The organism is Bradyrhizobium arachidis, from assembly GCF_015291705.1.
In the GTDB taxonomy this organism is placed as follows: domain Bacteria; phylum Pseudomonadota; class Alphaproteobacteria; order Rhizobiales; family Xanthobacteraceae; genus Bradyrhizobium; species Bradyrhizobium arachidis.
Map to the genome: position 1 here is coordinate 5,762,216 of NZ_CP030050.1, position 12,662 is coordinate 5,774,877.

Annotated in this window: 12 protein-coding genes; 3 read left to right on the forward strand and 9 right to left on the reverse strand. The window is 64.2% G+C overall.

Translation table 11 applies throughout. The features are described from left to right. The 8 genes from WN72_RS26920 to WN72_RS26955 form a co-directional block, all read right to left on the reverse strand. Positions 1 to 963: an FkbM family methyltransferase gene (locus tag WN72_RS26920; protein ID WP_167380693.1), complete on the reverse strand. Its 963-nt coding sequence runs from the start codon at positions 961 to 963 to the stop codon at positions 1 to 3. After that, a complete protein-coding gene (locus tag WN72_RS26925; RefSeq protein ID WP_027559488.1) occupies positions 963 to 2,159 on the reverse strand; it encodes an NADH-quinone oxidoreductase subunit D in 1,197 nt (398 codons plus the stop codon). The genes WN72_RS26920 and WN72_RS26925 overlap by 1 nt, the downstream gene beginning before the upstream one ends. Positions 2,160 to 2,161: 2 nt before the next feature. Further along, the gene (locus WN72_RS26930; protein WP_092213966.1) at positions 2,162 to 2,773 is read right to left on the reverse strand and encodes an NADH-quinone oxidoreductase subunit C; all 612 of its coding nucleotides are present in this window, start codon (positions 2,771 to 2,773) and stop codon (positions 2,162 to 2,164) included. A gap of 11 nt (positions 2,774 to 2,784) precedes the next feature. Further along, positions 2,785 to 3,372, reverse strand: a complete 588-nt coding sequence (locus tag WN72_RS26935; RefSeq protein WP_167380692.1) for a NuoB/complex I 20 kDa subunit family protein — start codon at positions 3,370 to 3,372, stop codon at positions 2,785 to 2,787. Beyond that, positions 3,363 to 3,728, reverse strand: a complete 366-nt coding sequence (locus WN72_RS26940) for an NADH-quinone oxidoreductase subunit A (protein ID WP_008136158.1) — start codon at positions 3,726 to 3,728, stop codon at positions 3,363 to 3,365. The genes WN72_RS26935 and WN72_RS26940 overlap by 10 nt, the downstream gene beginning before the upstream one ends. Before the next feature lie 444 nt (positions 3,729 to 4,172). Beyond that, complete coding sequence (locus WN72_RS26945; RefSeq protein ID WP_092213962.1) at positions 4,173 to 5,309, reverse strand: PepSY-associated TM helix domain-containing protein; 1,137 nt, start codon at positions 5,307 to 5,309, stop codon at positions 4,173 to 4,175. Between the two features lie 22 nt (positions 5,310 to 5,331). Next, entirely contained in the window at positions 5,332 to 7,593 is a 2,262-nt protein-coding gene (locus WN72_RS26950; protein WP_167380691.1) for a TonB-dependent siderophore receptor, read from the reverse strand. A 174-nt stretch (positions 7,594 to 7,767) separates the two neighbouring features. Beyond that, positions 7,768 to 8,283, reverse strand: coding sequence for a MarR family winged helix-turn-helix transcriptional regulator (locus WN72_RS26955; protein WP_027559492.1), 516 nt, complete (start codon positions 8,281 to 8,283; stop codon positions 7,768 to 7,770). Positions 8,284 to 8,475: 192 nt separating this feature from the next. On the opposite strand from WN72_RS26955, the gene WN72_RS26960 reads away from it, so the two are divergent. Together WN72_RS26960 and WN72_RS26965 are read left to right on the forward strand one after the other, a co-directional pair. Further along, entirely contained in the window at positions 8,476 to 9,666 is a 1,191-nt protein-coding gene (locus WN72_RS26960; protein WP_027559493.1) for an aromatic ring-hydroxylating dioxygenase subunit alpha, read from the forward strand. A 60-nt stretch (positions 9,667 to 9,726) separates the two neighbouring features. Further along, the gene (locus WN72_RS26965) at positions 9,727 to 11,019 is read left to right on the forward strand and encodes a spinster family MFS transporter (RefSeq protein ID WP_092213958.1); all 1,293 of its coding nucleotides are present in this window, start codon (positions 9,727 to 9,729) and stop codon (positions 11,017 to 11,019) included. A 105-nt stretch (positions 11,020 to 11,124) separates the two neighbouring features. Here WN72_RS26965 and WN72_RS26970 read toward each other — a convergent pair whose 3' ends face one another. Further along, positions 11,125 to 12,027: an alpha/beta fold hydrolase gene (locus tag WN72_RS26970; RefSeq protein WP_092213956.1), complete on the reverse strand. Its 903-nt coding sequence runs from the start codon at positions 12,025 to 12,027 to the stop codon at positions 11,125 to 11,127. Between the two features lie 356 nt (positions 12,028 to 12,383). On the opposite strand from WN72_RS26970, the gene WN72_RS26975 reads away from it, so the two are divergent. After that, positions 12,384 to 12,587, forward strand: a complete 204-nt coding sequence (locus WN72_RS26975; protein ID WP_027559495.1) for a hypothetical protein — start codon at positions 12,384 to 12,386, stop codon at positions 12,585 to 12,587. Positions 12,588 to 12,662: the final 75 nt, after the last annotated feature.

A 12,662-nucleotide genomic window follows, 5' to 3' on the forward strand; every position in this document is an offset into this window, starting at 1 on the left:
TCACTGCATACGGCGCGCGGTCTTGGCATTCAGGGTATCAATCCTGTCCTGCCAGAACGCGCTTGCGGTGCCGAAAACGTTGTAGCCGACGTGGGTCGAGACCTTGATGCGGTCGAGGATCGACAGCTCGGTCACGGTCTCCAGACGGTTGCTGCGCGGATCGAACACGATCAGCTTCAGCGGGGTCTGTTCGAGGATGTAGCGCGACACCGCATGCGAGCGGTCGCTGCCGTGCTCCTCGCACATGATGACGCTGTCGGCCTCAAGCAGCCGGGCGCCACCCTTGATCGCCTCGATCTCGACGCCCTCGACGTCGAGCTTGATCAGGTATTTGCCGGTGCTTGCGACCTTGCCGTCGTCGATCAGATTGTCGAGCGCGAGGACAGGCACTTCCTCGCCGCCATCAGACGGATCGCCGGCGATGCTGAAGGCTTCGTGCTTGGTGCCTGACAGACGCGCGGTGCCGCGCGTGGCGCCGATCGCGCACTTCATGGTTTCGAAGCGACCACCGTTGACGCGGGCATTGTTGGCGAGTTTCGGATAGTTCTGGCCCGACGGCTCGATCGCGATCGCCTTGTGCGAACCGAACGGCTTGCTCGACACCAGCACCGACCAGTAGCCGTAGTTCGCGCCGCAATCGAGCAGCGTGTAGTCGACGTCGACGCTATCGGCGAACAGCAGCTCGAGCTCGTCCTCGTAATTGTACGAGCGGTTGAGCAGCTTGCTCCAATAGCCATCGCCGTAGGGAAACTCGAACACGGCGTCGGGATTGAGCCTGATCGCGATGTTGCGCTCCGGCAGCGTCTTTCGCAGCAGGTTGGCGCAGGCGATGTAGCCCATGTGCGAGAAGTGCGAGGAGATCTTCGATCCCGTCACCAGCGCCAAGGCAGCCGTCCGCTCCCACAGGTTGGCCCCTTCAAGGGCCCCCGAGGCTCGGTCAAACTGGATTGGCGCCTGCCCCATCACCGATCGACCTCTCCGAACACGATGTCGAGCGAGCCGAGAATCGCCGAGACGTCGGCGAGCAGGTGGCCGCGGCAGATGTGGTCCATGGCCTGCAGATGGGCAAAGCCCGGCGCGCGGATCTTGCACTTGTAGGGCTTGTTGGTTCCGTCGGAGACGAGATAAACGCCGAACTCACCCTTGGGCGCTTCGACGGCGGCATAGACTTCGCCGGCCGGCACGTGAACGCCCTCGGTGTAGAGCTTGAAGTGGTGGATCAGCGCTTCCATCGAGCGCTTCATCTCGCCGCGGCGCGGCGGCGCGACCTTGTTGTCGGCGACGACGACGGGGCCCTTGCCATCCGGCGCGTTCAGCTTCTGGATGCACTGCCTCATGATGCGCACGGACTGGCGCATCTCTTCCATGCGGATCAGGTAGCGGTCGTAGCAGTCGCCGTTCTTGCCGATCGGAATGTCGAAATCCATCTCGGCGTAGCACTCATAGGGTTGCGACTTGCGCAGGTCCCAGGCCGCGCCCGAGCCGCGCACCATCACGCCCGAGAAACCCCACTCCCAGGCTTCCTTCAGCGGCACCACGCCGATATCGACGTTGCGCTGCTTGAAGATGCGGTTGGCGGTGAGCAGGCGATCGAGGTCGTCGACGACCTTCAGGAACGGATCGCACCACGCCTCGATGTCGTCGACCAGCTTCTGCGGCAGGTCCTGATGCACGCCGCCGACGCGGAAGAAGGCTGCGTGCATGCGGCTGCCGGAGGCGCGCTCGTAGAATACCATCAGCTTCTCGCGCTCTTCGAAGCCCCACAGCGGCGGGGTCAGCGCGCCGACGTCCATCGCCTGCGTGGTGACATTGAGAAGGTGAGAGAGAATGCGGCCGATCTCGCAATAGAGCACGCGGATCAGCTGGCCGCGGCGCGGCACCTCGATGCCGAGCAGCTTTTCGGCGGCGAGGCAGAAGGCGTGCTCCTGGTTCATCGGCGCGACGTAATCGAGGCGATCGAAATACGGGATCGCCTGGAGATAGGTCTTCTGCTCGATCAGCTTCTCGGTACCGCGGTGAAGCAGGCCGATATGGGGATCGACGCGGGCGACGATTTCGCCGTCAAGCTCCAGCACCAGACGCAACACACCGTGCGCCGCCGGATGCTGCGGTCCAAAGTTGATCGTAAAATTGCGAAGCTGTTCAGGTTGCTCGTTCATGATCAGGCCTTCGGTCCTGCCTTCTCGTCACCGGGAAGCGGATAGTCCGCCCCTTCCCATGGCGAGAGGAAATCGAACTTGCGGAATTCCTGGTTGAGCCGGACCGGCTCGTACACCACCCGCTTCTCCTGGTCGTCGTAGCGAACCTCGACGAAGCCGGTGAGCGGGAAATCCTTGCGCAGCGGATGGCCCTCGAAACCGTAATCGGTAAGCAGGCGGCGCATGTCGGGATGGCCGACGAAGAACACGCCGTAGAGATCGTAGGCCTCGCGCTCGAACCAGTCGGCGCCGGGGAATTCGTCGATCAGCGACGGAACCTGCGTGGTCTCGTCGGCGGCGACGCGGAGCCGGATCCGCGTGTTCAGGGTCGGTGACAGGAAGTGATAGATCACGTCGAAGCGCTTTTCGCGCGAGGGATAGTCGACCGCCGTGATGTCGGTGATGTTGACGAAACGGCAGCTCGGATCGTGGCGGAGGTGCTTGACCACCTCGACGATCTTGCTGGCCTCGACATCAACCGTGAGCTGGTTGAAGGCCACCGTGTGACCGGTGGCGGCGCCCGGAAGCGCGCTAACGATCGTTTGCCCAAGGGCGTCGAGCTTGCCGTCGTCCATGACGTAAAACCTTAGCGTTCGATGGTGCCGGTGCGCCGGATCTTCTTCTGGAGCAGCAGCACGCCGTAGAGCAGCGCTTCCGCCGTGGGCGGGCAGCCCGGCACGTAGATGTCGATCGGCACGATGCGGTCGCAGCCGCGCACGACCGAGTAGGAATAGTGATAGTAGCCGCCGCCATTGGCGCAGGAGCCCATCGAGATGACGTAGCGCGGCTCCGGCATCTGGTCGTAGACCTTGCGCAGCGCCGGCGCCATCTTGTTGGTCAGCGTTCCCGCGACGATCATCACGTCGGACTGGCGCGGCGAGGCACGCGGGGCGAAGCCGAAGCGCTCGACGTCATAGCGCGGCATCGACACCTGCATCATCTCGACCGCGCAGCAGGCGAGACCGAAGGTCATCCACATCAGGGAGCCGGTGCGGGCCCAGGTGATGAGGTCGTCGGTCGCGGCCACGAAGAAGCCCTTGTCGGACAGCTCGTGATTGACCTCGAGGAAGAACGGATCATTGGCCCCGACCGGCTTGCCGGTCGACGGATCCAGGATGCCCTTGGGGGCCGGCGCGACGACCGGACCGGTGGACGTTGCAGGGTTCAATCCCATTCGAGTGCCCCTTTCTTCCATTCATAGGCGAACCCGACCGTCAGCACGGCGAGGAACACCACCATGGACCAGAAGCCGGTCGCGCCAAGCTTGCCGAACGCCACCGCCCAGGGAAACAGGAACGCCACCTCGAGGTCGAAGATGATGAAGAGGATGGCGACCAGATAGAAGCGGACGTCGAACTTCATGCGGGCGTCGTCGAAGGCGTTGAAACCGCACTCATACGCCGACAGCTTTTCCGGGTCCGGCTGCTGGAACGCGACGATGAAGGGCGCGATCAGCAGCACCAGGCCGATGAGGCCCGCTACCCCTATAAAAACGACGAGTGGAAGATAGTTCTGTAAGATGCCGCTCATTGACGAGCCCTTTTTCCCGCAGCCTCGGGACAGCCACGGATTCGTCCGATTTGGAATTATTCTGAGCCTTAGCGCAGTGCACCAATGGGCGCAAGACACGCTCTATTTAGGCCCTTTTGCCGCCCCCTGAACCGTGGAAACCCCGGAATCACCCCGCGGCTGGTATGGAGCAGATCGACCGCCCCAGCAAGGGTGATCCCGATCAGTTCACGCGCGCTCGGCGGTGACGTCCGCTGTTGGAGCGGCTCACTTTATTTAAGCCGCGGCGCAGCAAAATCCAGCTTACAACGAAGACAGGCGCCCCTACCGTCACCCAGGCGACATATTGGCCAGGCTCGCCCCAGAGCAGCGCGGCCAGGAGGCCGGTGATGGTCGCGGCCGCGAGCAGGATAGGTGCAGCAAAGACACGTATCCACAGGCGCGATCGGTCAGAGGAGCCATGCATCACGACGGGACCGGGGCTCGTCTGGCGAATGCGTCGGACTTCGCTGACACGCGCTTGCGCCGGCGCGCCACCCAGAGATAGAGACCGCTGCCGATCACAACGATGGTGAGCAGGTCGAGCGCGGCCCAGATCACCTTCAGCGGCATCCCGCCATAATCGCCGAAATGCAGCGGCTGCGAGATCAGAAGCGCCTGGAGACAGAGCGGCAGCGCCCGGCTGTCGGCCACCTCCCCGGTCTCGCCATCGAGCAGCACCGGCTTGAGCAGCCGCGCCGTCAGCGCGGTGTCGCCGCGCATGAAGGCGGCGAAATGATGCGAGGAGGTGAAGGGCGTGCCCGGGAACGCGATGAAGGCGATCTCCATGCCGGGCGCTGTCTGTCTGGCGCGCGCAACGACGTCATCGAGCGAGGCTAGACGCGTCGGCGGCGGCTTGCCGGCATAGGGCGCGACCATGCTGGCGAGCTCGGTCGCCTTCCACTGGTTCAGCATCAGCTCGGCCCAGGTGTTGACGACGCCGGTCAAGCCCACCACCAGCGCCCAGGCGATCGTCACGACCCCGATCAGATTGTGCCAGTCGAGCCAGCGGACGCGGCGCGAGGCGCTGTCCCGAATGGTTGCAAAGCGCAGGCGGCGGGTGAACGGCCAGTACAGCACCACGCCGGAGACGATGGCGATCGCAAACAATAGGCCCATCCCGCCGAGGAACAGCTTGCCGGGCTGACCTGCAAACATGTCGGTGTGCAGCTTGAGCATGATCAGCATCGGCCCGACGCCGACCGGCCCGAGCAGTTTTGTCGAGACAGCATCGAAGGCGCGCACCGTCGTATTGTCCGGCAGCCCGTCGACGGCGCTGTTGGTAAAGGCGGTGACGATCCCGGGCTCGTCCTTGTCCCAGGAGATATATTGCAGCACGCGGCCGGGATCGGCGGCGAGCGCGGCGTCGGCGATGGCTTGCGTCGTCGCGCGCGCCGCGCCCGCATGAGCTTCGGGCTGGGGGGCATAGCCCAGGAGCTCATCGATCTCGTGATGGAAGATCAGCGGCAGGCCGGTCAGGCAGAGCAGCAGCAGGAAGACGGTCGAGATCAGGCTGGTCCAAGTGTGGACCACGGACCAGAGCCTGACCGTGCGCGCCTTCACGCCGCCCTCCCCGCGCCTGCGCCTACCATTTGTAGGAGACGCTGGCGGTGACGCGCCGGCGGTCGCCGTAGAAGCAGGACGTCGCCGACGCGCAGCTCGCGACGTAGATCTTGTCGGTCAGGTTGATCACGTTGAGAGCCGTGCGCCAGTTCTGCCACTCGTAATGGAGTGCGAGGTCGCCGAGCACGACAGCGGGAACCTCGAGCGTGTTGGCGGCGTCGGCCCAGGAGGAGCCGACATAGCGAACGCCGCCACCGAAACCGAATCCCTCGAGCGGCCCATCCTTGAAGGTGTAGTCCGCCCAGCCCGAGACCAGCAGCTCCGGCGTGTTGGTCGGGGTCTTGCCGACCAGCGACGGGTCGAGATCCCTACTGGTGAACAGGTGATAGGCCGTGAAGGCACCGATCAGCTTCAGCTCCCTGGTGGCGTTGGCCACCGCTTCGAGCTCGATGCCGCGCGAGGTCACCTCGCCGGTCTGGTTCTGCAGCAGCGCATTCGTCGGATCGGTGGTCAGCGCGTTCTGGCGCTTCAGGTCGAAGAATGAGGCCGTGAAATAGCCGTCAAATCCCTTCGGTGCGACCTTGACGCCGATTTCAGCCTGCTTGCCGGTCTCCGGAAGCAGCAGCTGGTTGCTCGCATTCAGACCGATGACGGGATTGTAGCTCGTCGCATAGGAGATATAGGGCGCGATACCGTTGTCGAAATTGTAGATCAATCCGGCGCGTCCGCTGAACCGGCTGTCGTCGCGTTGAGCGACGTTCGCGCCGGTGTCACGCGCGGCCTGCGTGGTCTCGACCCAATCGTTGCGGCCGCTGAGCACCAGCGTGAAGTTGCCGAGCTTCATCTGGTCCTGAACGTAGGTGCCGGCCTGCTTCTGCGTGATCAGGAAGTTGCGGAACGGTGCGCCGGTGATCGGAACGTTCACGCCATAAACCGGATTGAACACGTTGATCGACGGCACCGTGCCGAAGTTGAAGGCCTGATAGTCGTCGATCTGGTAGCCGCGCAAATCGACGCCGAACAGCATCGTGTGCTTCACGGGACCGGTGCCGAAGCGGTATTCTAGCTGGTTGTCGAGATTGCCCTGGTTGGCGGTGTCCTTCGCATACCAATTGTACCGGCCCATCGTGGCCGTGTTGATGTTGTCCCAGCCGTTGCCGACATAGCCGCGATAGGTCACGTCGACATGCGCAAAGCGGGCATTCTGGCGGAACGTGAGGTCGTCGGTGAGATTGCGCTCGAACTGATAGCCAAGCATTTCCTGCTCGCGCGTGAACTTGTCCACGCTGGGATCGCCGACGAAGAAGCTGGTCGGAATCTTGCCGAACGGCGCGTTTGTCACGGTGCCCTGATAGGGCAGGAAGTTGATGCCGCGCGTCTCCTGCCGCGAGGCCGAGGCCAGCACCGTGAACGTGGTGTCGGCATCCGGCTTCCAGGTGAAGGACGGCGCGATGAAATAATTGTTGTCGGGCGTGAAATTGACCTGCGTCGGGCCGTTCTGGACCTGGCCGACCACGCGGTAGAACAGCTTGCCATCCTGTTTGCCATTCTGCGGCTGCGTCGCGACCGGCCCGCCGAAATCGAAGCCGACATAGGCGTTGCCGAAATTGTTGACGCCGGTCTCGACATAGCGGATCGGCTCGGCCGGCGGCATCTTGCTGATGACGTTGACGATGCCGCTCGGGCTCGATCCGCCGTAGAGCACCGCCGACGGGCCGCGCAGCACCTCGACTCGCTCCATGTTGGGCGTCTGCAGCTTCCAGCTCGCATAAGACGTGTAGAACAGCTGCATGCCGTCGAGGAACAGTCCGACGTCGTCCGACTTGAAGCCGCGGATCAGCCACCAGTCGTTGCGCGTGTCCGCGCCGAAAGTGCCGGCGCGCACGCCGGCGGTGTAGCGCAGGACCTCGTCCAGCTTGTTCGCCTTCTGGTCGCGGATCTGCTCGGCGCCGATGACCGAGACTGACTGCGGCGTCTCCATGATCGGCGTGTTGGTCTTGGTGCCGGACGAGCTGCGACGCGCGACATAACCATGCACCGGGCCGCTCGGCGTCTCGACGACGCCGACATTGCGCTGCGGCTGCGGATTGGTTCGATTGGGGGTCTGCACCGATCGCGCCGCACGGCGCTGGGGGGCCGCGGCCGCACGGCGGCGCTGTTCCGGTGCCGCAACGGTCACCGGCGGCAGGTTCTGCGCCCCACTCTGCGTGGACGATTGCGCAAGCGATGCCTGCGGTACCAAAACCCAAGCGGATGCGGTCGCCAACACGGCCGACCGCAGCATTCCAAGACTGTTCAACGCGCCACCCCGAAGCTGCATGTTTGATGCGTCATGCCGCCGATCCCCGCGCGGCATGCGCTTGCAGCGACGCTTATGTGAGCGCGCGCGAATTCCCTAATTGAAACGTTCTTAGAAGGAGTCCAATCCGGTTCCGGCGTTCCGGATGTTTCCGCGCGCTCAGCGCGCTTCCTTTTCTGCTTCGAGCATCTTCTCGGCGGCGGCCGTGAGGCGATCGATCTGCGCCAGCAGCGTCTCGAGCTCGTTCGTGCTCAACTGTTCCAGCAATTGCCGATTGCGCTCCTGTGCGCCTTCGACGATCGCATCATGCGCGGCGAGGCCCGCCGCAGTCAGCGAGATCAGCACCTCGCGGCTGTCTTTCGGGTTTGCCGATTTCGCGATCAGCTTGCGCGACAACAGATTGGCGAGCGCGCGGCTGATCTGCCCCTTGTCCTGGCCGACAGCCTCGGCGAGACGCGCCACGCTCATCGGCGGACGGCGGCCGAGCGAGGCGACGAGACCGAACTCCACCGAGGACAATCCGGTGAGGCGCTTGTAGCGCAGGATGGCGCCGCGCTTGAGCAGGTTGGCGAGCACCATCAGCCGCGACGACAGCATCGCGGTGATCGGCGCCGCCGAGTGGCTTTCGTCCGCGTCGGACGACGCACCCCCGGCCCTGCTGAATGTCTCGCTCATGGTCCACCTCTGCCAAGAAAGCCAGGGCGTGCCAAGTCTCGGCTGAGCCTTGGTAGCGCAACCTCCCCAACCCGATCCGAATGCGATTAAGAGGCGTTCTGGAAGATCGTTGACATTGTCATCGAATTATCTTTCACTCGGTCAAAGACGAAGTTGAGACCCGGCCATCAAGGCCGCGGCGGGAGGACCAGCATGACCATCACCCAGCGGGATCGCGATCTCGGCACGGCCTATGCGATGAAGCCGGCGCAAACGCGCATCGAGCTCACCTCTGTCGTACGCGGCACCCCGATGGGCGAGCTTTTGCGCCGCTACTGGCATCCGGTCGGGCTGGTCGGTGACGCCACCGGCACGCCGAAGAAGGTGCGCGCGCTGGGCGAGGATCTCGTGCTGTTCCGCGACAAGCATGGCCGCGCCGGTCTCTTGCATGCCCGCTGCTGCCATCGCGGCACCACGCTCTACTACGGCAAGGTCGAGGAGGACGGCATCCGCTGCTGCTATCACGGCTGGAAGTTCGACACCGAAGGCCATTGCCTGGAGCAGCCCTGCGAGCCCGACGGCGGCCAGTTCAAGGACAAGGTGCGCCAGCCCTGGTATCCGGTCGAGGAGCGCTACGGGCTGATCTTCGCCTATATGGGCCCGGCCGAGAAACGCCCTGTGCTGCCGGCTTACGAGTGTCTGGAAAACATGGACGAGGGCGAAATGGTCGAGGCCGACGATTCCTCGATCGGTGGCGGCGGACCTGCCGTCATTCCCTGCAACTGGCTGCAGCATTTCGAGAACGTGGTCGATCCCTACCACGTGCCGGTGCTGCACGGCTCGTTCTCGGGGCCACAGTTCACCAACATGATGGCGTCCATTCCGGAGGTGAAGTTCGAGAAATCGCCGCGCGGCGTCCTCGTGCGCTCGGAGCGCAAGCAGGACGACGGCAAGATCTTCTACCGCGTCTCCGAGGCCGCGCTGCCGACGTTGCGCGTGGTGCCGAACCCGCGCGTCGCGCAGTTCGCTCGCGTCGAATCCATCGGCTGGGTGCTGCCGATCGACGACACCTCGTTCCGGATCTACGTCGCCGGACGCGTCAAGGCATCGGGCGAGATCGGCCGCATGCGCTCGAAATTCAACGGCAAATTCTGGTGGGACATGACCGAGGAAGAGCACCAGCAATTCCCCGGTGATTATGAAGCCCAGGTCGGCCAGGGCGAGGTCACGGTCCACTCCGAGGAGCATTTCGGCCAGAGCGACCGCGGCATCCTGATGATCCGCCGCATGCTGACCGAACAATTGGAGGCGATGGAAGCGGGCCGCGATCCGATCGGCGTCTCCTTCGATAAGAGCGCGCCGCAGGTGGAATTCGAAGCGGGGAATTACATCCGCGAAGGGTGACCAACCAGCTCCAACAAGGGCTGGACCGACAACGATAACAAAGACAGATTGGGGGAAGCGATGGTCGATGTGACGTCACAGGTGTCGGTGCAAACGGCCGCCGCGGCAAAGCCCTCGGCACGTCGCTATTACGTGCTCGGGCTGCTCACCATCATCTATGCGCTGAACTTCCTCGACCGCACGATCTTCAACGTCCTGATCGAGCCGATCAAGAAGGAGTTTGCCCTCAGCGACACCATGATGGGCCTGCTGGCCGGCTTCGGCTTCGCGCTGTTCTATTCCCTGCTCGGCATCCCCATCGCGCGGATCGCCGATCGGCTCAACCGGCGCAACATCGTCGCCGTCGCCTTCGCGTTCTGGAGCGCGATGACGGCGCTGTGCGGCGCGGCCACCAGCGTGACCTCGCTGGCGCTGGCCCGCATCGGCGTCGGCATCGGCGAATCCGCGGGCTCCCCTGCCTCGCAATCGATCGTTGCCGATCTCTTCGCCAAGAACGAGCGTCCGCGCGCGCTCGGCATCTACGCCATCGGCACCTATCTCGGCGTCTTCCTCGGTTATTTCGTCGGCGGCTACGTCAACCAGCACTATGGCTGGCGGATGGCGTTCTACGTCGCGGGCCTGCCCGGCATCCTGCTCGCCGCCATCCTGTGGCTGACGATCTCCGAGCCGAAGCGCGGCGCGATGCAGGAGAATTTTGTGCCCGAGCCGCTGGGGCCGACGCTGCGCTTCCTGGCGTCCCAGCGCAGCTTCATCATCGTGCTGATCGGCTTCTGCCTGACGACCTACACGAACTACGCGACCGCGGCCTGGATCCCGCCGTTCCTCGCCCGCGTGCACCATCTGTCGAGCGCTGAGATCGGCACCTATGCCGGCACCTTCAAGGGCCTCGCCGGCATGGCCGGCACCCTGCTCGGCGGCTTCGTGGTGGCGCAAGTGAGCCGCCGCGACGACCGCTGGAAGCTGTGGGCGCCCGCGATCACCTCAGGGCTCGCCGGCCCCGTGTTCGCGCTGTGCATGCTGACGCAGGATTTTGCGATGATGGTCGCCATGCTGGCGCTGACCTCGTTCCTGGTCGGCTTCCATCTCGGGCCGATCTTCGCGATCGCGCAGACGGTGGCAAAGCCCAGCATGCGGGCGCTGGCCTCAGCGCTGATCGCGCTCACCGCCACCTGCTTCGGCCAGGGCGTCGGCCCGCTCGCCGTCGGAATGGTCAATGACGCGCTGAAGGGCAGCTATGGCGCGGATGCCGTGCGCTATTCCCTGCTCTCGGCGGCGGTCACGACCACGCTCGGCGCGCTGCTGTTCATCTGGGCGGCGCGGAGCATCCGCACCGACATCGCACGGGCGAGCTGAACGCCTAAAGCGCGATGAGATCAGGATGAATCGTCATCGCGCTTTAGGTTGTTGTTTAAGCATGATCTTTTCGGAAAACCGCTTCGCACTTTTCCGGATCGTGCTTTAGGCGCCCATGAACGCGAGCATGTCGGCAAGCAGCCGCTCGCCATGCGTCAGCGGCAGCGGATGCGGCGCGCCCTCATAGACGATGAGCTTGCTGCCTTTGATCAGTTTGGCGGTCTTGGCCCCGGTCAGCGGCAGCGGCGCGCTGGCATCCTTGTCGCCGTGGACGATCAGCGCCGGGCGATCGATCCCGGCGGCAGCCTTGCGGAGGTCGGCGAACGCAATGGTCTTGCGGCACGCCAGCGCCACCGGCAGCGGCACGCTCAGCATCATCTGCCGGATCCAGGTCCGCGTGATCTCCGGCGTCTCGGCGGTGAAGAACGGGGCCTCGTTCGCCGCGATCCATTTGGCGAAGTCGCGCGCGATGGCGGCGTTGTCGGCCTCGATCATCGCCTTCGGGATCCCGTCCGGATTGTCCTCGGTCCTGACCAGGAACGGCGTCGTCGGCGCGACCAGCACGAGCCTTGCGATCCGCTCCGATCCGTAGCGCGCGAGATAGTTCACAGCTTCCGCCGTTCCCATGGAGAAGCCGACCAGCGTCACGTCGCGCAGGTCGCGCTGCTCGATCACGGCGGCGACGTCGTCGGTCAGCGTGTCCAGGTCATAACCGGTCGATGGCATCTCGGAACGGCCATGCCCGCGCCTGTCAGGCGCGACGCAGCGGAAACCCTTCTCAGTGAGCGCGGCAATGTGGCTGCCCCAGGTGCTGGCGTCGAAGGTCCAGGCCGACAGCAGCAGCACCGGTTTTCCGCTTCCCCAGTCCTGCACGAACAGCTTCGTGCCGTCCCGGGCCGTCACATAGGGTGATCGCGCGGTCTGCTGGGCTGCTGGAGCGCTCGCGACCGAGGCTGCCGCAAGGACGCTCCCAAACAGGGTGGCTTCGAGGACGGTCCGACGATTCATCGCGTGTCTCCCTCAAGATCGGTCGGCACGTCGCTTGCGGCCGACGGACACGATCATGGCGAAGGCAGCTCCCGTCCGCGATTACGCGGCAGGTAAGACATCACCCACTTCTGGGAACGACGGCCCAAGCTAGCCTCGTGGCCGCCTCGGCGGCGACCCGTTGTTTTCGTGATGGTTTTCCGTCTCAGGCGCTCTGATGCGGCCGTCCGCAGCGGACCGCTTGAAGCCGCAAGCCCGGCGAAACCAACCGGGCGTATTAATGAAACCATTTTGCGAAACCGGTGAAACCATCCGGAAACAGATGGTCCTTAGAAGATGAGCCCATAGACGGCGGCAAAGCCCGTCGGGAGGCTCAGATGAACCACTCAATTCACTCTGCTGATCGTGCGACCCACCTGAAAATCGTGGTGGTGGCGCTGATTGCCGGCATTGCGGTGGCCGGCTTCGGGATCGCAGCCCGCACCAATGCCGATTACAACCAGACCGCCCAGTCCGCCCACGTGGTCAAGGCCGGCAAGCCGGTGGCGGTCACGAGCGCGGGCACGTCCGAGATCCGCTGATCGACCAAAAAAGGTCCGATTTGACACCAAACGGCTGCCTCTGGCGGCCGTTTTGCTTTATCAGCCGTCCCCGGG